The 23,138-nt window shown below is 47.7% G+C and carries 20 protein-coding genes; 18 read left to right on the top strand and 2 right to left on the bottom strand.

Translation table 11 applies throughout. The features are described 5' to 3' along the window. Positions 1-65 precede the first annotated feature (65 nt). On the bottom strand, positions 66-1,043 hold the full coding sequence (glpX, locus tag OB236_RS00925; RefSeq protein ID WP_076236258.1) for a class II fructose-bisphosphatase: 978 nt from the start codon (positions 1,041-1,043) through the stop codon (positions 66-68). Positions 1,044-1,294: 251 nt separating this feature from the next. Between glpX and OB236_RS00930 the strand changes: the two genes are divergently transcribed. The 13 genes from OB236_RS00930 to OB236_RS00990 all read left to right on the top strand — a co-directional run bounded on the left by OB236_RS00930 (position 1,295) and on the right by OB236_RS00990 (position 15,135). Beyond that, positions 1,295-1,948: a helix-turn-helix transcriptional regulator gene (locus OB236_RS00930; RefSeq protein ID WP_262682178.1), complete on the top strand. Its 654-nt coding sequence runs from the start codon at positions 1,295-1,297 to the stop codon at positions 1,946-1,948. Positions 1,949-2,018: 70 nt separating this feature from the next. Next, positions 2,019-2,825, top strand: coding sequence for a pyruvate, water dikinase regulatory protein (locus OB236_RS00935; RefSeq protein ID WP_076236260.1), 807 nt, complete (start codon positions 2,019-2,021; stop codon positions 2,823-2,825). A gap of 48 nt (positions 2,826-2,873) precedes the next feature. Continuing rightward, positions 2,874-3,488 (top strand): PH domain-containing protein, encoded by a 615-nt coding sequence (locus OB236_RS00940; RefSeq protein WP_076236261.1) that lies wholly within the window; start codon positions 2,874-2,876, stop codon positions 3,486-3,488. 282 nt (positions 3,489-3,770) lie between these two features. After that, positions 3,771-4,502, top strand: a complete 732-nt coding sequence (locus tag OB236_RS00945) for a response regulator transcription factor (protein ID WP_262682180.1) — start codon at positions 3,771-3,773, stop codon at positions 4,500-4,502. Further along, entirely contained in the window at positions 4,499-5,560 is a 1,062-nt protein-coding gene (locus OB236_RS00950; protein WP_262682181.1) for a sensor histidine kinase, read from the top strand. The genes OB236_RS00945 and OB236_RS00950 overlap by 4 nt, the downstream gene beginning before the upstream one ends. A gap of 143 nt (positions 5,561-5,703) precedes the next feature. Further along, a complete protein-coding gene (locus tag OB236_RS00955; RefSeq protein WP_262682183.1) occupies positions 5,704-7,041 on the top strand; it encodes a molybdopterin-dependent oxidoreductase in 1,338 nt (445 codons plus the stop codon). A 153-nt stretch (positions 7,042-7,194) separates the two neighbouring features. Then, positions 7,195-7,842, top strand: a complete 648-nt coding sequence (locus tag OB236_RS00960; RefSeq protein WP_262682184.1) for an MOSC domain-containing protein — start codon at positions 7,195-7,197, stop codon at positions 7,840-7,842. Between the two features lie 248 nt (positions 7,843-8,090). After that, positions 8,091-8,708 (top strand): molybdenum cofactor guanylyltransferase, encoded by a 618-nt coding sequence (mobA, locus tag OB236_RS00965; protein ID WP_262682240.1) that lies wholly within the window; start codon positions 8,091-8,093, stop codon positions 8,706-8,708. 143 nt (positions 8,709-8,851) lie between these two features. Further along, positions 8,852-9,856 (top strand): GTP 3',8-cyclase MoaA, encoded by a 1,005-nt coding sequence (moaA, locus tag OB236_RS00970; protein ID WP_262682185.1) that lies wholly within the window; start codon positions 8,852-8,854, stop codon positions 9,854-9,856. 8 nt (positions 9,857-9,864) lie between these two features. Beyond that, positions 9,865-11,115, top strand: coding sequence for a molybdopterin molybdotransferase MoeA (locus OB236_RS00975; protein WP_262682186.1), 1,251 nt, complete (start codon positions 9,865-9,867; stop codon positions 11,113-11,115). Between the two features lie 255 nt (positions 11,116-11,370). Beyond that, on the top strand, positions 11,371-13,929 hold the full coding sequence (locus OB236_RS00980) for a LuxR C-terminal-related transcriptional regulator (RefSeq protein ID WP_262682188.1): 2,559 nt from the start codon (positions 11,371-11,373) through the stop codon (positions 13,927-13,929). 202 nt (positions 13,930-14,131) lie between these two features. Beyond that, positions 14,132-14,362: a hypothetical protein gene (locus OB236_RS00985; RefSeq protein WP_262682189.1), complete on the top strand. Its 231-nt coding sequence runs from the start codon at positions 14,132-14,134 to the stop codon at positions 14,360-14,362. 212 nt (positions 14,363-14,574) lie between these two features. Next, the gene (locus OB236_RS00990) at positions 14,575-15,135 is read left to right on the top strand and encodes an S-layer homology domain-containing protein (protein ID WP_262682191.1); all 561 of its coding nucleotides are present in this window, start codon (positions 14,575-14,577) and stop codon (positions 15,133-15,135) included. 88 nt (positions 15,136-15,223) lie between these two features. Here OB236_RS00990 and OB236_RS00995 read toward each other — a convergent pair whose 3' ends face one another. Next, a complete protein-coding gene (locus tag OB236_RS00995) occupies positions 15,224-16,381 on the bottom strand; it encodes an MFS transporter (RefSeq protein ID WP_262682193.1) in 1,158 nt (385 codons plus the stop codon). A gap of 373 nt (positions 16,382-16,754) precedes the next feature. Between OB236_RS00995 and helD the strand changes: the two genes are divergently transcribed. The 5 genes from helD (at position 16,755) to OB236_RS01020 (ending at position 23,033) form a co-directional block, all read left to right on the top strand. Further along, entirely contained in the window at positions 16,755-19,109 is a 2,355-nt protein-coding gene (gene helD, locus OB236_RS01000) for an RNA polymerase recycling motor HelD (protein ID WP_262682194.1), read from the top strand. Between the two features lie 389 nt (positions 19,110-19,498). Next, positions 19,499-20,080, top strand: coding sequence for an RNA polymerase sigma factor (locus OB236_RS01005; protein ID WP_076236269.1), 582 nt, complete (start codon positions 19,499-19,501; stop codon positions 20,078-20,080). Further along, positions 20,073-21,038: an anti-sigma factor gene (locus OB236_RS01010; protein WP_262682195.1), complete on the top strand. Its 966-nt coding sequence runs from the start codon at positions 20,073-20,075 to the stop codon at positions 21,036-21,038. The genes OB236_RS01005 and OB236_RS01010 overlap by 8 nt, the downstream gene beginning before the upstream one ends. A gap of 49 nt (positions 21,039-21,087) precedes the next feature. After that, positions 21,088-22,299 carry a GNAT family N-acetyltransferase gene (locus OB236_RS01015; protein ID WP_262682196.1) on the top strand — a complete coding sequence of 404 codons (1,212 nt, stop codon included), beginning with the start codon at positions 21,088-21,090 and terminating at the stop codon, positions 22,297-22,299. 32 nt (positions 22,300-22,331) lie between these two features. Then, a complete protein-coding gene (locus OB236_RS01020; protein WP_262682197.1) occupies positions 22,332-23,033 on the top strand; it encodes an adenosylcobinamide amidohydrolase in 702 nt (233 codons plus the stop codon). The last annotated feature ends 105 nt before the right edge of the window (positions 23,034-23,138 follow it).

The following is a 23,138-nucleotide window of genomic DNA, read 5'->3' on the forward strand; positions in this document are numbered from 1 at the left end:
CATGTATGATCAGTATTTATCATAGTATCATACCTATAAGGAAGGTCAATGCATCAGCGCAGCCGTTATTTCAAATAAAGTCCACCGATCAGCGGTTTATTGGGCAAATAATGCACAGTACGGATAAAACGGACAGTTTTGGTTTTGGCTCTCATGACGATCGAGTGTGTCTCTGCGCGTTGATTGCCCATATACTGCACACCGCCAAGGAATTCTCCAGGTGTGATCCCGGTAGCCGCAAAAAATACATCCTCGCTTCCAACCATATCGTCCATGCTCAGCAGCTTGAAAGGATCGCCAATTCCCATACGTCGGCAGCGTTCCAACTCCTCATCATTGGCAGGCATCAAACGTCCCTGAAGCTCACCGTCAAGGCAGCGAAGCGCGGCGGCAGCTAATACACCCTCGGGTGCACCACCGGAACCGACATATAAATCGATACCGGATTCACTTAAGCAAGGAGCCATTGCGCCCGCCACATCTCCATCGCTTAACAATTTAATGCGCACACCGACGCGGCGGAGAGTTTGGATTTTATCTTGATGACGTTCGCGATCCAAAATCATTACCGTCAGATTACTGAGCGGCTTATCCAGGTATTGAGCAGCTTTCAACAGAGTGGTTTCCAATGGATCATCCAGATGCAGCTTGCCCGCCAATAATGGGCCTACAGCCAGCTTATCCATATACATATCAGGAGCGTGCAGGAGGCAGCCTTTATTGGCCATTGCAATAACAGACAACGCATTATTCAAGCCCTTGGCCACGGATTCAGTTCCTTCCAAGGGATCCACGGCGATATCGACTTCGGGACCTTGTCCGTTTCCTACCTTCTCGCCAATATAGAGCATAGGAGCCTCATCCATTTCACCTTCACCAATAACGACGGTACCTTGTACAGAAACAGAGTCGAACATCGCCCTCATAGCCGTAGTTGCAGCCCCGTCAGCTTCATTTTTGTTGCCACGTCCCATCCATTGTGCGGCTGATAATGCGGCCAATTCGGTAACCCTTACTATTTCCATCGCTAGCTCTCGTTCCATTCCTATTCCCCCAAACTCATATTTGAATAAATAAGTTGCAATATATCGTGGTTTCAGATTAATTATTACACATTATATATACATAATGTAACTGATAAATGTGAAAAAAACCATTTTTTTTGATAAAATCTTTATTATTAGCAGATAAATATTGTTTATAGGACGTATTTGTGTAAATCATTTCTGATTTTTGGTATACTTTATATCATATAGAAGGTTCCAGAAGTATAAAGTTCCGGGACAGGGAGGTCATGATTATCGAATTGTCAGCCCGTCAATTACATATTGTTGAACTGGTCAAGCAGCATTCGCCTATTACCGGAGAGCAGATTGCAGAGATGCTCGGGTTAAGTCGTCCGACGCTTCGTTCAGATTTGGCCCTGCTGGTGATGCTCGGGTTGGTCGATGCCAAGCCGAAGGTCGGCTATACGCCGGGTTCATCCATTTCCGCTGAGAATCAAGTGTCTCGTAGATTGCAATCCTTGAAAATAAAAGATATTCAGGCCGTACCTGTCGTAGTCAGAGAATCGGCATTGATTCATGATGCGGTTGTTGCGCTTTTCATGGAAAATGTCGGCAGTCTGATTGTAGTTGATGAAGAAAGCTGTTTATCTGGTATTATTTCACGTAAGGACTTGTTGAAATTCACACTTGGCAATCCTTCGGCTTCCACGATGCCTGTCAGTATGGTTATGACCAGGGAGCCCAATGTGATTCATGTACAGCCTGAAGACAATGTACTTGAAGCGGCGCGTAGGATGATCCATCATCAGGTGGACGGTTTGCCGGTAGTTGTACCCATCAAGCAGGATAACGCTCAGGGTCGTAATCGCTGGGAGGTCGTTGGCCGCATTACCAATACCATGATGACACAGCTGCTGGTAGAGCTTGCCTCGGAGTCTTGATAGTACGGTGAATTCACCGAATATCTAGAAGTAGCCGGTACAGTATGATGTGAGCAAAGGAGAACAGTGGATGACGGACGATCGGCATTATGAGATAACCATTTGCTCGGATTCGGTAGGTGAAACGGCCGAGGCGGTTGTAAAAGCGACTATGCGCCAATTCGATGCCCATCAGGTCACAACAAAACGGATTGGACATATCAAGCATGAGGATGAAATACGTGTAATCATGGAGGCTGCCGCCAAACGGGGAGGCTTTGTAGCTTATACGCTTGTGCAGCCGGAGCTGCGTGAAATGATGAAGGAAGAAGCCATCCGTCTGGGAGTCAGAGCCATCGATATTATGGGACCGATGATGGAGGCGTTCATCGACACATTTAATGATTCGCCGAAGCGCAAGCCTGGGCTGCAGCATGAGATGGATGATGATTACTTTCGCCGTGTCGAGGCTATAGAATTTACTGTTAAATGCGATGATGGACGAGATACGAGCTCATTGCTAAAGGCAGATATTATATTGATTGGCGTATCACGAACCTCCAAGACACCACTCAGTATTTTTTTGGCACATAAGGGCCATAAGGTGACCAATTTACCGCTGGTTCCTGAGGTCAAGCCGCCGAAGGAACTGTTCATGCTCCACGGCAGGCGAATTATCGGATTAATCATGGATCCGGATAAGCTGCTCAAGATTCGTACCGAGCGACTAAAGGCTGTAGGGCTGCCTGATGGCGCCAAATATGCTGCGCTCGATCGTATTGTTGAGGAACTGGAGTATGCCCAAGTCATCATGAAGCAGCTTGGCTGTCCGGTCATTAATGTAACCGACAAGGCGATTGAGGAAACGGCAGGCATTATTCTGGGGTATATGTCTTAGGACTGCAATAAATATCGAATAACCAGTTTGGAGAGGAATGATACTTTTATGTTCAAAAAAATTGCTGCTGATGCGTTAGGGTTAAGCGATATTGGAAGCGTAATTAAACCAGCGGATTACGATAAGGTAGATGCTGACGATTACGTCATGAATGAGGACAACGAAAAAATTTATTTTCTGATCAAATCCAAGGCTGATGAGTACTGCTTCACCAATTTGGGGCTTATCCATCTGGATGGTACAAGTGCACTAAGCAAAAAACGGACGCTTCGTCGCTTTAATTACAGCCATCATCCCATTACGAACGTAGCTCTTGAAACAGCGGGAACTGTTGATCTCGATGTGGAAATTAAATTCACGATTGGCGCAGCGGTTTATTCCATTGATGTTCACAAGAAGCATATTGCCGAAGTCAAGGATTTGTATAAATCACTGCTCAAAATTGCGGAAATCTCCTATGATAACGAAACGACGCTGCAGTATGCAAAAGAAAGCGTTCATCTCGCATCAGCGACATTAAATCGTTCGGTCAAAGAGGGCGGTAATATCGTCGAGCAATTTAAGGAAATTACGGAGTCTGCTTTCTTCTGGATGGTGGAAACCCACAAGCAGTACAAGGTCAAGGATTATGGTCATATTTTCGAGCGTTATATTAATCAGTAATTTAGCTGAAATGATGAAGATAGATCAGATCACCAATCGAGCTCTGCACTCATATACGATTTTAATTTAGATAACATGAATAAAGCCCTGTCGAGCTCACAAAGTCGGCGGGGCTTTTGCCGTCTTTACAGGTTATGAAAGAAATGAGAGGTGATCAGGAGATTGTTAAGGAATACGTAATATTTGCAGGTGAAGGTTATGTTAAAATACAGTCATAGTATGTTTAGCTGGAACTGGCTTGTGTCTCATTGCTGTCACCCAAAAAGGAGGGCGTACGAGTCTATGGTGAAAATATTGGTCGCTGATGATGAGGAAAATATAACCGATGTGTGCGCCCGATACCTGCAGCGTGAGGGGTTTGACGTCGTATGCGCCAAGGATGGCGATGAAGCGCTACATATATGGGAAAGCGAGTCACCGGATTTTATCGTGCTGGACGTGATGATGCCGAAGAAAACGGGCTGGCAAGTATGTGAGGAAATCCGTAGCAGGAGCGATGTGCCGATTCTGATGCTTACAGCCAGAGGTGAAGAGCTGGACCGGCTCATGGGACTTACGATGGGCGCGGATGATTATATGACAAAGCCGTTCAGCCCCCGGGAGCTGGTGCTGCGTGTGAAAGCGATTCTAAGGCGTCTGAGGCCGATAGAACCAGCCAACGTCACAGCAGTCTCTTCTCCGGCTGGCAAATCAGGCTCGATCATTCATCGAATGGGTCTGGAAATCGATAGTTTGCGAAGGACAGTCAGGGTAGGCGGTAAGGAAGCGGAGCTAACTGTTAAGGAATTCGAGCTGCTTTGGTTGTTTGCCAACCATCCCGATCAGGTGTTTTCTCGCAATCAATTATTGAATACGATTTGGGACATTGATTATTTTGGAGATACGACAACGGTGACAGTTCATATCCGAAGGCTGCGGGAGAAGATTGAACAGAACCCTTCTACCCCTAAATACATCAAAACCGTTTGGGGTATCGGTTATAAGTTTGACGGAAAAGGGGGCGAGCCGGTATGAACCGGTTTATGGGCTCGGTGGGCCTGCGCACCTATTTGCTGTTAACGAGTCTGGTCAGTATTGCTGCCATCTTGATCAGCTTGTTTGTCAGCTACAGGAAGATGTTCTTGACGCTGGATGAGTTGATATGGCTTACTCTTGTAACTGTTGGCGCAGGAATCCTTTCCTTGATTGTACATCTGATCATGACGCGACCAATTGAGCGGGCCATTGATATGATCAGCAAGGAATCTCAGCAGATCGCGCAGGGAGATTTTCGTGGGGAGCTGCCGCTGATTGGACCTGTGGAGTTTCAGGCGATGGCCGTTCATTTTAATGAAATGAGCCGTCAATTGAATGAAAGCTTCCAGCAGCTGCGGTCCTCGGAGGCTTCGCGGCGAGAGCTTGTGGCCAATGTGTCCCATGATTTGCGTACGCCGCTGGCTTCGATTCAATCGTTTGTTGAGGCTCTGCAGGATGATTTAATAGAGGACCCTGATACGTATAAACGTTATCTGAGTACGATTCGTCTGGAAACCCAACGTCTGAGTGGTTTAATCAATGATTTATTTGATCTGTCGCGCAGGGAGGCAGGTGCGGAAAGCTTTGAGCCTGAGGCGTATCATCTGGATAATCTGATTGTCGAAACCTTGCAAAGCCATCTGCTGCAAATTGAGGATAAAGGAATCGAAGTGGAAGGACACATTCCTGAGGGGCTGCCGCCCGTTTCGATTATGCCTAATGAGATTAAACGGGTCGTTTCCAATTTGCTCCACAATGCGCTGCGTCATTCTCCTGAAGGGGGAAAGATTCGAATTTACGCGCAAATGCCAAAGGATGGGTTCGTATTGGTTACAGTGGAGGATCAAGGTGAGGGCATTGCCGAAGAGGAGCAGGTTCGGCTGTTTGAGCGCTTTTATCGGACGGATCATTCACGCAGCCGGGCGAGCGGAGGCTCAGGGCTTGGTCTGGCGATTACCAAATCGATCGTGGAAATTCACGGTGGCCAGGTTGGAGTAAGCAGTCAGCTTGGGAAAGGTAGTGAATTCTGGTTTACGGTACCTGTGGTCCAACGATAAGTAGATTGGTTTTGTGAGCATAATTTTCGTAATTTAGAAGATTGCATACAACCAAGAGCCCTGTTCTTTACGTATTCCTAATTAAAGACGACGAATCAGAAGGTTGCCAAATGAATGGTGTAAACAGGAAAGGCGGTGCGGAAATGGATAAATGGAGAGATTGGCTAAAGGAATCTTACGGCAAAAAATTATCAAGGCTGCACGCATGGAACGCTTGGGTCGTACTTTTGCTGGCTGTTACGGGTGTGGTGCTCTATGTCCCGACGATTCGTGGTGATTTGGGCGCACTTCGTGTAGTTCTGAAGCAGGCTCATATCGTGCTCGGTATCGCATCCATTGTTCTCATTGCCTTGTACCTGCCGTTGATTCCCAAGCATTGGAAGCAGCTCAAAACGAGATTAAAGCAGCGGTGGAATTTAGTGGTTGTGCTGTTTTTACTCATAGGTTGGGGGATTACAGGACTTATTCTGTGGCAGTTCCACAACCTGCCTCCGGTGTGGAGTAATGTTTCGCTGGTGCTGCATGACTTGTTCACTTGGGTCGGAATCCCATACGCCTTGTATCATTCCATTTCACGAAGCCGTTGGCTCAAAACGATGCGATCTGAGGAACAGAAGGCAGCCAGACAATTGTTGAAGGATAAACGGGAAACTGCGGGTGTGGCGGCAGCAGAAACGGGATCTGGTTCAGGAGAGATAGTGGCAGCAAGTGCTATGAGTCCACAAAAATTTGTGGAATTTTTGAAAAATGCACCGATCTCGCGGGCGACTTTTTTGCGTACCGTTATCGGGCTTCTGCTAGTATTCGGTGTAGGTCCTTATTTTTACCGTTGGATGAAGAGTGTTTCGGATACCGGGGGCGCTGAGCTGGACCAGATTTACGCGTCCGATGCCAATCAAATGCAGCCAAAGCCTATTGCACTTGCCGAATCGAGTCCTCCTATCGGAGGAGGTCTGAAAGGTGAGTTTCGTGTATATACGGTTACGGACATCCCGGCCTTTTCGAGCGATAGCTGGCAGTTTTCGATATCGGGTCTGGTGGATAAACCAATAACCTGGAACTGGGAACAGTTTATGCAGCTCAAGCGTAAGGTACAGGTGAGTGATTTTCATTGTGTGACCGGCTGGTCGGTGTATAAGGTAACCTGGGAAGGGATTCCGCTGTCGGAGCTGCTTCAGATGGCTGGAGTGAAGGGCGCAGCACGTTTTGCCAAAATGTATTCGGGCGACAAGGTATATACGGATTGTTTGTCATTGGAGCAGGTTAAAATGGAAGATGTCATGGTTGCGGTATTAATGGACGGTAAACCGATTCCGAATCAATTGGGAGGTCCTGTCCGGCTGATCGTCCCGAAAATGTATGCTTACAAATCGGTCAAATGGCTGCAGGCTGTCGAATTGATCGAAGAAGAGCATATCGGTTATTGGGAGGTTCGCGGCTACGATAATGATGCTTGGGTACCGGGGAGCAAGCTGTCTTAGACAGTTCGGCTCCTTTTGCCGTATGAGCTGCGATGTGGGATAGACGTTGTATCTAACCATTTCGGTAATTTCGTATAGCCTCCTCTGACTTTTTATTTTATAGTAGAAAGAAAAGAACTCGCGCAGGACAGCTGACAGGCGAGCGGGAGGCTTATGGACATGAAGCTGGTTTCATTAAATATCAGTATGCCGGTTACGGTCGATTATCAGGGGAAGCCTGTACAAACCGGAATTTTCAAAAATCCCGTAGATCAGGAGCTGCTGCTCTCCACGACCCAGCTGGAGGGAGATGGGCAGGCAGATCTGGTGAACCACGGTGGGGCCGATAAAGCGGTCTGCGTATATTGCGCCGAGCATTATATTTATTGGCAGGAAAAGCTACAACGGAAGCTTCCATATGGAGCGTTTGGAGAAAATTTTACAATCGAGGGATTGCTTGAATCTGATATCCATATCGGGGATACGTATGAAATTGGTACAGCTGTCGTCCAGCTTAGCCAGCCCCGGCAGCCGTGCTTTAAGCTTGCTGTTAAGCATGGAATCAAGGATCTCCCTGTACAGGTTCAGGAAACAGGCTATACCGGTTATTACTTTCGCGTCCTGCAAGAGGGACGTGTCTCAGCAGGGCAAACATTCCGTCTGGTCGAGAGACAGCCGCTTGCTATCACGGTTACTACTGCCAACCGTCTCAAATATGTCGACAAATCCGATACCACCGCTATTCGCCAATTACTATCTGTCGGTGCCCTGTCCGACAGCTGGCGAGCTTCTTTCGAAAAACGCTTAGAGAACCCCGAATAGGGTTGGTTGATTAATGAATTTAATAATCGAAACTAAGCGTGTCCCGTAAGGGACGAAAAGCGCCCCGAACACACACAGTCAATCAACTAACGAGTCAACCGCACCAAAGTAAGCGTGTCCCGTGAGGGACGAAAAGCGTGTATAAAAAACTAAAAAGTATGCGCCTCCGGAGAGGGAGTCCAGAGGGCAGCGCCCTCCCCAGCCCTCCCTTCCAGGGAGGGCTGGGGAGGGTACTGCACTTGGGGAGGGTGGCGAACTTGATCTCTGGAGTCATTTTAGCCGGTGGCAGCAACCGTCGGATGGGCGGCAGCATGAAAGCGCTCCTGCAGCTGGATGGCAAGCGATTCATCGAGCGGCAGCTGGAAGAGCTGAGCAAGCTGTGCAGTGAGATTATCATAGTAGCCAATCAACCGGAACTATTCGAGCCGTTTTTGTCCAATCAGCAAGTGGATGTACGGATCATAAGGGATCTGAACCCGGGAAAAGGTCCGCTTGCGGGTCTGCAGGCTGCAATGGCTAAGGCAAGGTATGATGAGTTATGGGTAGTTGCTTGTGATATGCCCTTTGCTTCGGCAGCCGCTGCTCAGCTGCTGCTGGAACTGAGGCGTGACAGGAATCGGGCGGAGTGCGAGATTGCGCTGCCGCTGATTGCGGGCAGATTGCAGCCGCTGCACGCGATCTATCATCGGTCCTGTAAGTCGATAATCGATCAGCTGCTGGATGAAGAGTGCTACCGGATGATGGCGTTAATTAAGCTTGCGAGCAGTGCGGTTGGTGAAGAGTCCTTGTTCGTGCAGCAAGAGATCCCGTTGAATTTTATTGTCAATGTCAATGAACCCGCTGACTTGGAAAAATTGCAGCTATAAGCAAGATAGATTGCGGGAACTTATGCATGATTTACTTTTTGATTGTAAAATGTGCGATAATAACGAGTAAGTATTTTTCGGAAATTAAACCCTTCCATATATATCAAGTCCATTCTACAATCTAAGGAAATGGGGTGAATGAATTGGCGGATATACTCCAGGATCGTTTTGGCCGTGTTCATGATTATTTGCGCATTTCCGTTACGGACCGCTGTAATCTGCGCTGTGTCTATTGTATGCCTGAGGAGGGCATGGAATTTGAGCCTGAGGACAAAATGCTCAGCTTTGATGAAATTTATGAGGTTGTGCGGGTTCTCGCTGGTCTTGGTGTGCGCAAGCTTAGAATTACGGGTGGAGAACCCATGGTCCGGAAAAATCTGGAGCAGCTAATCGCTCGCCTATCCGCGATTCCCGGAATTGAAGATATTGCTTTGACAACGAATGGTATATATTTCGCACAAAGAGCGGATAAACTGCGTGCAGCAGGATTAACGCGTATTAATATTAGCCTGGATTCACTACGTGCTGACCGATTCTCCTTAATTACAAGAGGCGGTGATATCCACCGCGTCATGGCTAGTATTGAAGCCGCTTATCGTGTAGGTCTGTATCCGATCAAGCTGAATGTAGTCCTGATGAAGGGCTTGAATGATGATGAAATTGATGATTTCCTGATGATGACTATGACCCGCGATGTACAGGTGCGGTTTATTGAATATATGCCGATAGGACATGATGATTCGAATTGGAAAAGCAAGTACGTTCCTTTAACGACTGTGATGGATAGATGTGTGGAAAGAGGATGGACGGCTTTACCCTCTGGTGAAGTGTATGGCAACGGGCCTTCGCAAAATTATCGAATTGACGGTGCGCTCGGGTCGTTTGGTTTAATTCATCCGATCAGTGACCACTTTTGCGAAACGTGCAACCGACTGCGGTTGACGGCGGATGGTAACATTAAGCCTTGTCTCTACTGGTCCGATGAGTTTAACGTGCGCTCCCGTATCGGCGACGATCTGGCATTGGCAGAGCTGTTTCTGAAGGCGCTTGATGTGAAGCCGGAGAGTCACGAAATGGCAAAAGCTCTGTTAAGTGAACAGCAAAGCCATAGTCCTACTTTACGCAGAATGTCGCAGATCGGAGGGTAATGGACACGGTGACAGGATATCGATTTCAGCGTAAGTTGGTCCAGGTGGAGGATGCGCAGCAAGTGGTTCTCCATTATGTGCGTCTGCAGGAGACGGAGGAAGTAGGGCTTGCCGAGAGTTTTGGACGGCGGTTAGCAGTTACGGTGACGGCCAACCATCCGGTTCCGCATTTTCGCCGATCCGGTGTAGATGGCTATGCGCTGCGCGCGGCGGATAGTATCGGATCGACCCCGGGTCAGCCCGTTAAATTAGCTGTTACCGAAATGATCCCTTGCGGAACGATGCCGTCTCTTCCCGTAGGGAAAGGACAAGCTGCGCGAATCATGACAGGTGCTGTCGTTCCTGAAGGTGCGGATGCGGTCATTATGATAGAAATGACGGACATTCTTGCTGATCAAGAGGTATGTATTCATAAGCAAATGGCCGAAGGTGATAATATAACCCCGATTGGACAAGAAGTAGTGCCAGGTGAGGTACTGCTGCAGCCGGGCAGAATCATTCGTTCGGGTGAGGCGGCAGTGCTGGCTACTTTTGGGTTTGATCGGGTACGTGTGTTTCGGAAGCCGCGTGTGGCGATATTTTCTACAGGCTCGGAGCTGCTGGAGGTTGGGCTGCCTCTAGAGCCGGGGAAAATTCGCAACAGCAACAGCTATATGCTGGCTGCCCAGGTGACGGAGACTGGCGGGGAGCCCGTCATAATGAGTGTTTTACCAGACGAGCCGGCAGAGGTGGAAAGGGCGCTGCTGGAGGCATTGGAGGATGTGGATCTGATCATCACGACAGGTGGCGTATCCGTAGGAGATAAGGATGTCCTGGTAGATGTATTCGAGCGTTGGGATGGTCAGTTGCTCTTTAACAAAATAGCCATGCGTCCGGGGAGTCCGACCTCAGTCGGATTTTGGAGAGGTAAGCTGCTGTTCGCTTTATCGGGAAATCCCGGTGCCAGCTTTGTAGGCTTTGAATTGTTCGTCCGTCCTTACATAAAAGGAATTCTGGGGTGCTCAGAACGGACGCATGCAGAGACAAAAGGATACTTGCAAGACGACTACGCCAAAGGCTCCGCCTATCCACGATATGTACGAGGTACGATGAAGTTGCAGGAAGGTCGGGTATGTGTCGAGCCTGCTGGCAAGGATAAATCGAGTATTATGAGATCAATCAAGGACGCCGACTGTCTGATTCATATACCTGCAGGCGGGCGTGGAGCCGAACGGGAAGAGCTGGTTAGGGTGCTTTTACTTAACGAAACCCATATATAAGTAAGAGTTTATATAATGTGAATATATTCCAAATGAAATCATTTGTGTTATTGAATATACTCAACCCCCATGCAGAGCGAACCCGCTCTGCATGGGGGTTTTGGTGTTTAATTTTCTAACGGAATGGGTTCTGGCTCGTACAGAGGACGATTTGAAAGAGCTGCCTCAATGCTCAAATTAGGCGCGTACTTGTCTTGTCTGATATACTATTCATAGATTGAACTTTAAAGTTCAATTCCGTACGGAGGGATTTAATTGATTGTAAGTACGAAGCTTCATATCCCCCACGTGCGTAAGGTCTTGGTGTCTAGGCCGAGGCTGATGCGCAAGCTTAATGAGGGGCTACAAGTCAAGCTAACGCTTGTTTCCGCGCAAGCTGGTTACGGGAAAACAACCATGTTAAGTGAATGGGTAAAGCAATGCGGCGCGCTTGTAGCGTGGGTTTCGCTGGATAAGCAGGACAATGACTGGGGTCAGTTCTGGAGTTGCGTCACAGCTTCCATTACGGAGAGAGTCTCAGGCTTTGGTCAAACGATAGAGCCTCTTCTTGAAAAAGGACCTTTGCTATCATTAAAGCCTGCAATTACGGCATTACTAAATGAGCTGAATCGATTAACCGATGAGTTGGTCATTATTCTCGACGATTATCATGTCATTGAAGTTCCTGACATTCACCATTCCATGATCTATCTACTTGAGCATTTACCTCCCCATATTCATCTGTTTATTGCAAGTCGCAGTGATTTGGCGATACCTACTGCGCGGCTTCTGGCAAAAGGTGAACTAAATCAAATCATGATGCATGATTTGCGGTTTCAACTGGATGAGGGGCATGCCTTTTTCAGTGACACGACCGATTTGTTACTAACCAAAGAACAAGTGACGGTGTTGTTCCATCAGACTGAAGGTTGGATCAGCGGCCTGCAGTTGGCGGCAATTTCTCTGAAGGGCAGCATGAATATAGGCGAGACCCTCCAACAATTCAGCGGCCACCAGCATCATATAGCTGATTATTTGCTGGAAGAAGTGTTCCTTCATCAATCGGAGTCTATGCGCGCTTTTTTATTGGAAACATCAATATTGAATCGGATGAATGGTTCCTTGTGCCAGGCTGCTACGGGTCAAGTGAACAGTCAAGAGCTTCTGGAGAGATTAGAGAAGCTGAACTTGTTTGTCATCCCTCTGGACAATCACAGGAATTGGTATCGCTATCATCAGTTACTTTCCGATTTTTTGCAGCAAATGCTGTTTAGAACCGATCCGGACAAATGGATGCAAGCGCATATTCGTGCGGCGAATTGGCTGGAGAAGCATGGTTTTGACGAAGAAGCGGTGGAGCATTATGTAGAGGGAAAACAAACCGAGGATGCTGTTCGGTTGATTGAGAAAAAGCTGCCTACGTTCGTGCAATCCAAAAGTGTGCTGCTGATCCGATGGGTATCTGTTTTGCCGGAAAACTCCTTTGTGGAGAAGCCGATGATCGAACTGTTCTATATATCCGTATTGCTGGGCGTAGGGGAATGGAAGGCAGCTTTCAGTAGAGTGGAGAAAGCCGCAAGCCGCTTTCAAGCGCAGGAAGGGAACTGGCCTGATGCAGAATGGAAGCAGGCTATGGGCAATATTTACTTTTTTTTGGCGGTTACTTCTTATCTTCAGAAGGATTTGGAGCGAACGTCGGACTACTTCGAATTGGTAGAACAATATATGCCGGAAGGTAGCTTTTTTCAGACGGTGGGGCGTAACCGATATCAAGGCCATGATTCGTTCGATGATCAGTTGGCGCTTATTAACGATTTACATGCAGCGGATGTCTTCCTGTTGAAGTGGATTGCAATCTGGAAAGACAAGCGAGAATATCCGTTCATCGGATTCTTGTATGCCTCTTATAGCAAATTGCTGTATGAGTGGAATCGGTTGGATGAGGCTGAGTTTTATGTAAATGAGGCACTTGGACGAGAGGACATACAGCCATTTGCGCGGATTTTGATGCAAAATGCCATTAGTGCTTCGCGGATTCAGCAAGCCAAAGGCAATCTAAACCGGGCATCCGAGCTGTTGGAACAGTTGAAGTCGCAGATTGACTCACCCGATGTTGAATTATTTAGGTTGAAAATCGCAGCGGAACAAGCTTGTCTATCCGTGAAGAAAGGCTCGCAACAAGATGCGCTTGATTGGTTGCAAAGGTGTGGTCTGGCGCATACGGACGAGGTTTCGCTGAATCGTATGGAAGAGCATTTGGCGTTGGCTAGAGTACTTGCAGTGTGCGAACGGATGGATGAAGCGCTGTATCTGTTAGAGCGATTGGAGCATTTGTTAGCCAGGGAAGATCGTCTCCGGGATCGAATCAAGGTGTTGATTATGCAAGGTGTGGCGCTTTATAGGTTAGGTCAGAAAGAGGCTGCACTCGTTCAGTTGGAGACAGCCTTACTCTTAGCAGAACCAGAGGGGTACATTCGCAGCTTTATGGACGAAGGCGCTGTGATGACAGAGTTGTTATCCGCTTATATGAAGGTGCAGCTAGACGCTCGCATCAAAAGTTCCCCCTCCGTTTCATTAGCGTACGTAGGGCAGCTGCTTCAAGCTCTACATGTCACTTCGAAAGAGGAACTCTCTCTTAAAGAGATACTAACCGAGCGGGAAGCCAGGATATTCATATTGATCACCCATGGAAAGTCGAACAAGGAAATCGCCAATCGTCTGAATATCTCGGGTGAAACGGTAAAGTCGCATATTAAAAACATATACAGAAAGCTTGGTGTCAACAATCGAGCGCAAGCGTTGGAGCGTGCCAAAGAAATAATGACACTGGCATGAAGGGAATCCTTGGTATCCCCCATTTCTTCTGTGTGCTACCTCTCTTTCTGTATTCTTCTCCCCCGTATTTCGGGGGATTTTTTTTGGCCAAATTAGCCTTAAAGTTAGAAAAGGAGCGACATAAGTTGACATCAAGCAACGGGAGTTTCGACTTTTACTGCGAACTTTCATCAAGTTCAGTAGATATTGAGGGGAAAGAAACATGACGACCATCAGGAATCAAATTAAAGGAAAGCGGGATAAGACGAAATGGTACATGCTGAGCTTGGCGCTATTCATTTTAATAGGTGCAGGGTTGTTTGCCAACCCGGTACAAGCAACAGAACAATGGAGTCAATATGGTAAGCCAGAAGCGGTTTCAAGTGAAGAACCAGGAGGATTTTCCAATCCTGGCGGTGTGGCGATAGACAGCAGCGGAAATGTGTTACGCTGACCTCCACGGATGGAAAACTAACGCTTCCGGTTGGTAAAAAAGGTAATGTCAGCTTGGAAAATGGGATTACGATCGTTATTCCTGCCGATGCAACGGACAAAGTCTGCTCATGAATCAACGCGTTCTAGTCAGTCCGATCTTTGAGCTTATGAAAAACTTCCCGGACAATTTCAATAAACCGGTAACGCTAATCTTAGCTTTTGATCCTGTAATTGTACAGATCAATCAAAGGGTATAACCTTACGGATATTACTGGGCATTGGGCCGAGTCCAACATAAAGCAAGCGGTAAGCGGTGCTATCGTGACGGGATATCCGGACGGAACGTTTAAGCTGAATCACACCGTGACGAGAGCAGAATTTGCCGTGATGCTGATGAACACAATGAAGCTGCCAGGAGAAGGAACGAAGCTGAGCTTCGTAGATACAGCGAAGATCGGAACCTGGGCGCAGAAAGCGGTCGCGCAGGCAGTACAAGCAGGGATTATCAATGGCTATGAGGACAAAAGCTTCCGTCCAGATGCAGAAATAACACGTGCGGAGATGGCAGTCATACTTGCGAATGCTCTGGGTCAGCATAGTGAATCCAATGTCGCAACAGGCTTTGCAGATTACAAGAGCATTCCAGCGTGGGCGAAGGACGGTATTGCTTACGTGAAGAAAGCAGGCATTATGCAAGGGAAAGGTGCTAACGAGTTCGCTCCTCAAGACCACGCTACAAGGGCAGAGGCTGTAACCGTTCTGCTCAATATGCTGGCAACAAAGAGCAAGTAAGGTACAAATCATCGCTAAACAAGCTTAGAAGGTGCATGTGGACTTTCTAGGCTTGTTTTTTGATTCAATCCGGATTCATTGAATAATTTTATTGTGCTTGTTTCTGCTCTTCAAAGTCTTCCTCCGTAGTCTGCTTGGTCAAAAAAGCACCGCCGATCAGAAAAGCACCGCTGACGTAGAAGACGGAAACGACACCTGCCCATGTACCGAGCAGCCCGAACATCATGGGAGCTATCAGCTGCGACAGGCGGTTAATGGCAAGACGCAGACCCAGCACCTCTCCGGTTCGATCCTTTGGCGAAGCATTATAGGTAGTCGTCATGGATAGAGGCTGCCCACAACCGAGCCCAGCCCCCATAAACGCGCTGAGCACCCCAAATAAGATTGCATTACTGGACAAGGGTACTAACAGGAAGGACAATCCTGCGACCAATATTGAGCCGAGCAGCACACGACCACGTCCAAACTTGCCGCTCAATCGGGTTAACGAAAAGCGGACGATAACCATGGTTAATCCTTGTATCGTAATAATCCAGCCAATATCTGTGGCTGACAAGCCCATTTGACTAGCGAACAGCGGAAAGTAGGCGACAAATATATCTCTTGAATAGAGTACGAGAGCACTGGAAGCGAGCGCCTTACGCAGCAGGGGAATTTTGAGCAATTGAAACGAGGAGCCTGTTTTCTCTGTACCGGCTTTTTTCTTGCGTTCTGCATGAGGAATCAGGAAAGATAAGCAAATAGGTAAGACCCCGATGCAGGCCGCAACGAAGTAAGCGAAAGGATAGGATACCAGCTCGGCCAAATATCCGCCCAGAACAGGGCCGATCAAGCCACCTGAGGCGATAGCCGTGCTGTATAAGCCGAATTGATGATCGCGGTTTTCTTTGGTGGATATGTTTCCGATTACATTTTGCAGAGAAATGACGCCAAAAATTTGGGATACTCCGATAATCGCCTGAGATACATAAAGCGACCAGAGGTGAGGAAACAGGAAAGGTAAAGCGACACCGACGGTCAGGCCGATCATGCCAAATATGACGGGTAGACGATCTCCGATGAAGTCCGTTATTTTTCCAATATGAATCGCCAATACGAATGGGAAAAAAGCGAATGCTGCTGTCAGCATGCCGATCTGCCAGGTGCTGGCTCCTAACTGCAAGGCATATAGGGACATGATGGGCCGAGTGCTGAACAGCATGACTTGAAAGCTGAGTGCGATAAGGATGACAATCCGAAGGGACATGACTAAATACCTGCCTTCATTAGGAATCATACGGGATAAGGTGAATGATAGAAACGTTAGTAATTATTAGCGACATTAAAGACTTCGCTATCCCAAGAGGACGGCGAAGCCTTTGGTGTCATGCATGGGGATAGAAATGACCTTCTAAGCTCATCATTACATAGATTCAGTTGTAAACAAGGAGACAGAAACGACAAACAACCTCCTATATTGATTTTGGAGGCAGGAAATGTTAGAATAAGAAATAGTCTGAAATTAAAATAATCCGAACATGAATATCTTTATCTGAGTATAACATAAATACTAATGCATTGTCAATGATATTCCTGAATAACCTTACCTAACTCACTATTTTTGAAAGAGGGCGGCTTGAATGAGCATGACAGAACAGCAATGGAATGAGGAGCAACAGCGTGTTAATAACGTTGTTGGCTTGATGGAACAGCAAATCGGGCAGCTGGAAGGAGAGGTCGGTGAGGTTAGGGGCGAGGTTGTAGATATCCGTGCTCATTTCTGGGATGATGTCACGGTCAATATGGGTACGGCCGAGGATGCAGCCGAGACCTTATCCAACCTTAAACAGCAGGTTGAGATGCTGTCGGAACGGGAACGCACCCACCGTCTGGCTTATTCTGCGCTGAAGAAGCTGAATCGTATGGTCAAGTCGCCGTACTTTGGCCGAATTGATTTCAAGGAAACGGGCACGCAACAAACAGAGAAGATTTATCTCGGTATTGCGTCCTTTATGGACGAGAAGGACGATACCTTTCTCGTCTATGATTGGCGTGCGCCAGTCTCCAGCCTTTATTACGACTACCCGCCGGGCCCGTCCGCCTATGAAACTCCCGGAGGCTCCATTGAAGGAGAGATGCTGCTCAAAAGGCAGTATGTCATACGTGAAGGCGATATTCGGCTGATGTTCGATACCGGTGTTACAATCGGTGACGAGCTGCTTCAGCAGGTGCTGAGCCGCAGCTCAGATGCGCAAATGAAGAGCATTGTCGCCACGATCCAAAAGGAGCAAAATCAGATCATCCGTAATGATCGCAGCCGTATGCTGATTGTTCAGGGGGCCGCAGGCAGCGGCAAAACGTCATCGGCGCTACAGCGGGTGGCTTATCTGTTATACAAAAATCGCGAAACGCTGCAGGCTGATCAGATGCTGCTGTTCTCCCCGAACCCGATGTTCAACAGCTATGTATCGACCGTGCTACCTGAGCTTGGCGAGGAAAATATGCTGCAAACGACATTCCAGCAATATTTAGAAAGCCGAATCGGCCGTGACTTTCAGCTCGAGGATCCTTTTATCCAGATCGAATACGTATTAAGTGCGCCAGAGGATGTGGAGTATGCGGCCAGAAACAGCGGTATCCGCTACAAGTCGTCCGTGGACTATTTGATGGTCATGGATGCGTATAAAACCTGGCTGGAGCAGCAGGGGATGAACTTTATTTCCATTCGTTTTAAAGGTCGTGAGGTTGTATCCTCGCGCCGAATCAAGGAACGATTTTACAGCTTTGATTCCTCCATTCGTTTGGCTAACCGGGTAGTGCTGCTGCGCGATTGGCTGCTGAAGGAAATCAGTGCATTTGAGAAGCTGGAGCGGAGTATGCCTTGGGTGGAAGAAGAGATTGAGCTACTCGATGTCGATGATTACCGGCGCGCCTATAAAGAGCAGCAGCGTATTCAGAAGGACAAAGGCACGACGTTCGATGACTTTGATGTGGAAAAAAGCTATCTGGCCCGCATGGTTGTCCACGAGCGGTTAAAGCCGCTGCGGCGGCGTGTTAAGCAGCTGCGCTTTGTGAATGTACGAGCGCTGTATCGGCAGTTATTTGATAAGGAAGGACTGCTGGCGAGCTTGTCGGGAGAAGCCGGTGTACCGGAGTATTGGCCTGAAATCAGTCGTCAGACGATTCAGCGGCTGGAGCAGTCAGAGCTTGCTTATGAGGATGTAACACCATATCTGTATTTGCTGGAGCTCGTTCAGGGCTTTCAGACGAATACGAGCATCCGGCATGTCATTATCGATGAAGCTCAAGACTATTCGCCGTTCCAGCTTCATTTTCTCAAACGATTGTTCCCTCGCTGCCGTATGACCGCTTTAGGTGATGTGAATCAGGGGATTTATGCCCATGCTTCTTCTTTGGGCGAGCATGATCCGATTGCCCGGTTATACGGTGCCGAACAAACCGAATTGATTCGGTTAATGCGCAGCTACCGTTCTACACGTGAGATTGTTGAATTCACAAGAGGGATGGTGCCCGGCGGTGAAGATATCGTGCCCTTTAATCGTAGCGGAGAGAAACCGAAGGTTATTGTGGCTTCGGGGCTGGAATTGCTGCATGACCGTATGAAAGCTGATTTGCAGGCGCTTATTGCAGACCAATATGAATCGATAGCCGTGATTTGCAAAACAGCGAACGAGAGTGCAGAAGTATATGAAGCGATGCGTGAACATCTCCCGCTGCGTCTGATCACGAAGCAAACGCCGTCTTTTGAAAAAGGTGTGCTCATTATTCCTTCTTATTTAGCCAAGGGTGTGGAGTTTGATGCGGTTATTATTTATAATGGCTCCCGTGAGCGGTATAGTCGTGAGAATGAGCGCAAGCTGTTCTATACGGCATGCACCCGTGCGATGCACCTGCTGTATATATATTCCTTAGGTCAGCCCAGTCCGTTTATTACTTCGCAGGCAGATAATACTTATCTGTGTACGAATGGCTAGGTGATATATCATAGTCTTATGATTGGTATTGTCTTTGCTGTTTACGATGGTTCTTGAACAGAATTCTAACAATGCGTCAGGGTGTTTTTCGAATTAGTGGAAAGCACCCTTTTGGCGTATGATTATTTCGGTTACCCATAAGGTATTGCGTTGCGGAATGGATGCGAAATGTTCGTCATTATAGCTGACATATCATGGAATTCATTCTTGAACTGGGTTACAATGGCACGAGAGAGAACATCGTCGATTTTTCCTTATACCTGTTGCATACCTGCTAAGGCTCATGGGGATTTCTTCTGCGTGCAGAAAAATTTGGTCATGTGAATCCAGAGAGAGTTTATTTGCGAATAGAAGTATAAGAGGGAGAGTCGCCTGAAAGGAGATCCTTCATGAACGGTTTAATGCCCGACCAAGAGCTAATGAAGCGAATTTCAGCTAAAGATGAAGAGGCTTTAAAGCAGCTGTATGATCATTATGAAAAACCAATCTATTCATTCGCCTATCGTATGGTAAGAGATGCTATGATGTCCGAGGAAATTGTACAGGAGCTGTTTCTGCGGATCTGGCAAACAGCCGAGCGCTTTGATGGCGCACAGGGCAAGCTGACGAGCTGGATGTTCACGTTGACACGCAATATTACGATTGATCTATTGAGGAAAAAAAGAAGCCGTACACCGCATTCTATGGCTGAGCCTGATCAGCTGCAATTTGTTGCGGATGAACGGATGAATACAGAGTTGAATGTAGAAAAGAAGTGGGTCGGTGAGCAGGTGAAGGCCGCTTTGGATGATTTGAACGAGGATCAGAAAAAAGTCGTCGAATGGATTTACTATCAGGGATATACGCATCAGGAGGTATCGGATATGTACGCCATCCCTTTGGGGACCGTTAAAAGTCGTGTTCGGTTAGCCATGAAACAGCTTCAGCGGCGTCTATCCGATGGGGGAAGGAGGGAGTTCAGCAATGAGTAACCAACGAACAGATCTGATGTGTGAGCTGGTAGAGCTGTACGCTTTGGATGGCTTAACGAAAGAGGAAGCAGCACAGTTCAAGAAGCATCTGAAAACTTGTGCCGTATGTCGTAATCAATTAATTGAGCAGCAGCTAGTTGTTGATTTACTGCCAACTGCTTCAGAACCGATAGAAGTTCCGCAAGGGATGCGCGAACGAGTTCTGGATCATGTATTTAATAGTACGGCAGCTAGCCATCCGGCTCGGGATGTGGTGATTCGGTCTGTCTCTGAGCTGGACGCGATATCTGGTTCGGGAACCGCTTTGAAAACCATACGGGCAAGCCGTTCAACTCAGGCCGCTGAAGAACAGCAAGCGATGGACGATTCGTCCAGGGTTACGGAGCTCAGCCGCATATCCAGTCAAGGCAAAGCAGACCAAAGGCTTCGTTACTGGAGGCTGGCCAGCCTCGGGCTCTCAGCAGCTGTAATCGGACTCGGGCTGTATGCCTATTCACTTAAAGGCAGTATGGGTGGGCTGCAGGCGGATTTGGTTGCCATACAAGAGACGGTCAACGGGCTGCAAACCGAACTGGTTGGACTGAACAGCAAGCTGGCTGCTGCGAGTAAGCCTGCAGCGGGTATGCAGGTTAATAAAATCGTCACTTTGAATCCAGCAGCGGAAAATATTGTATCCAAAGGTCTAGCCTCCATTGTCATCGATAGTAAAGGAACACACCTGATCGTACAGGCCGATGATTTACCTGAAGTGAAGCAGCAGGAGGCTTTTCAGGTCTGGCTCATTAAAGATAATCAGCCCGTGAGCGCAGGAACGTTCTCCCCTCAAGAGGGCAAAGGCGTCGTATATTTTACTTTTGAACCGAAGGACTACGATACGGTCGCGATTACTCTCGAACCGGATGCCAACGGTGAAAAGCCGAGAGGATCCATCGTGCTTGCAGGTGGTTTAAAAAGCTAGTCTTCACTAGTATAATAAATGTAAGGTTATGGAATGGGAGGAAATAAGGATGAGTACATTGGACATTCGTCAAATCCATAAGGAGCATGCTGCGGATAGTATCGCTTTATCCGAGTTCGCTTTTCAGATGGTGCTAACACCGCAGCAGCGGGAGGAACGATTTGCGTTCTTCAATGAACAGGAATCATGGGGTGCTTATGTGGATGGCAAGCTGGCAGCCCGCTTGTCGATTCTTGAGCTGCATACGTGGCTTCATGGCAAGCGCTTTGAAATGGGGGGGATTGCTGGAGTAGCAACATGGCCTGAATATCGCCGCGGCGGCCTGGTTACGGGGCTGCTGCATAACGCACTGCGTGTCATGAAGGAGCAAGGGCAAATCTTATCTTTCCTGCATCCGTTCCAATTCGCCTTTTATCGTAAATTTGGTTGGGAAACCTACACAGATTATATGAAGTATGAGATCCCTACTGCCATGCTGCCGAAGCTTCCTCTGCAGACGGGTAGCATCGTTCGTGTGGATGAGCAGATCCCTTTATTAAACGGGATTTATCGCAGTTATGCAGTTCGTTACAACGGTACGCTGGATCGGGATGAGCAGTGGTGGAAGCGACGCATTTTTGCATCCAAAAAAGGAACAGCAGCCGTTTATCGAGACGTTGCTGGCGTACCGGGTGGGTATGTATTTTATGATGTTAAGGATAACATTTGCAAAATTCATGAGATGATCGCTTTGAATTATGAAGCGGAGCAGGCATTGTGGAAGTTCATAGCAGATCATGATTCCATGATGGATAAGGTTACGCTGCAGGCACCTGCTGATAATCGTCTATCGTTTTTACTGGACAATCCACGGATCAAGCAGGAGCTGGTGCCTTATTTTATGGCACGAATTGTTGATGTCGTTAGTTTTCTGGAGCAGTTTCCGTTTGCGGTGGCAGATGATCTGTTGGGAACGGGAATGAGAGAAAGTGAGCTGACGCTGCACATCCGTGATCGCCATGCTGAATGGAATGACGGCAGCTTTACAATTAAGATAGATGCCTTTGGCACAGCCAAGGTGGAGAAGCTTCAAGCAGGGCAAAACGACTTGAACGAGCTGGCTGTGGAATGTGATATCTCGACGCTTTCTGCGATGTTCATGGGCTATCAGCGTCCCGAGTTTCTGCATAGCATTAACCGGTTGCAGGGCTCTGAGGAGTCGATAAGGAGACTCGAAGCCTTGATACCGCGTCGTCAGACTTATTTGCCTGATTTCTTTTAAACTGGAGCTGGTTACGAAGCGGAGTGATTCTTATGGCACAACCCTTTGAAGGAACGACAGCCTCATATCATTCGACAATCTGGCCTGGGCTTTCCATTCAATTAAAAGAACAACATATCGTTGTTCATTCGCAATCGGGGTTTATCACGCTGGGAAGTGCCTTATGGGGTGGCGGTTTGGGAAACTCATCTCATTTTGTTAATTTACACGTCTCCAAAGATTTTGATTGTAGTATGCCCGAAAAAACTCTGGAAAGTCTCATCCTTAAATTTGGTTATCCATTAAATAAAACAGTAGGACTGATGACAGCGGCTCATTTACACCGCACATCTGTTCAAGAGGAGATCGGTGACCAGTATGGCCTCGTTGTGTGTACAACCAGCGGTGTGGGGAATGCGGCCAGGGCGGGCGTGCAACGGACGGTGTATTCATCTTATCGACCGGGAACGATCAACATCTTGATGTTTATACAAGGCTCAATGACTGCTTCAGCTATGATTGAGGGCATTATGGCGGCTACGGAAGCCAAAGCGGCAGCACTTCAAGATATGTCGATTATGGACCCGGAGACAGAGCTGATCGCTACCGGAACGACCTCTGATGCTATAGTGATTGCCTGTGATTCTCGTTACTTTCAAGGTGGCGTTCACCAGCATGCCGGGACAGCAACGGATATCGGCAATGCGATTGGCCGCTTGGTGCACCGTTCGGTGATTGAATCTGTCACATCGTAATGCTTTTTGGATTTGATCTGAATGTTAAAGCAAGCAAAAAGCGCAAGCTGCCGGGAATGGCGGATTGCGCTTTTTCTTAAGAGAATTTATATGTTTTCAGCAAAG

The sequence above is a fragment of the Paenibacillus baimaensis genome (assembly GCF_025567575.1).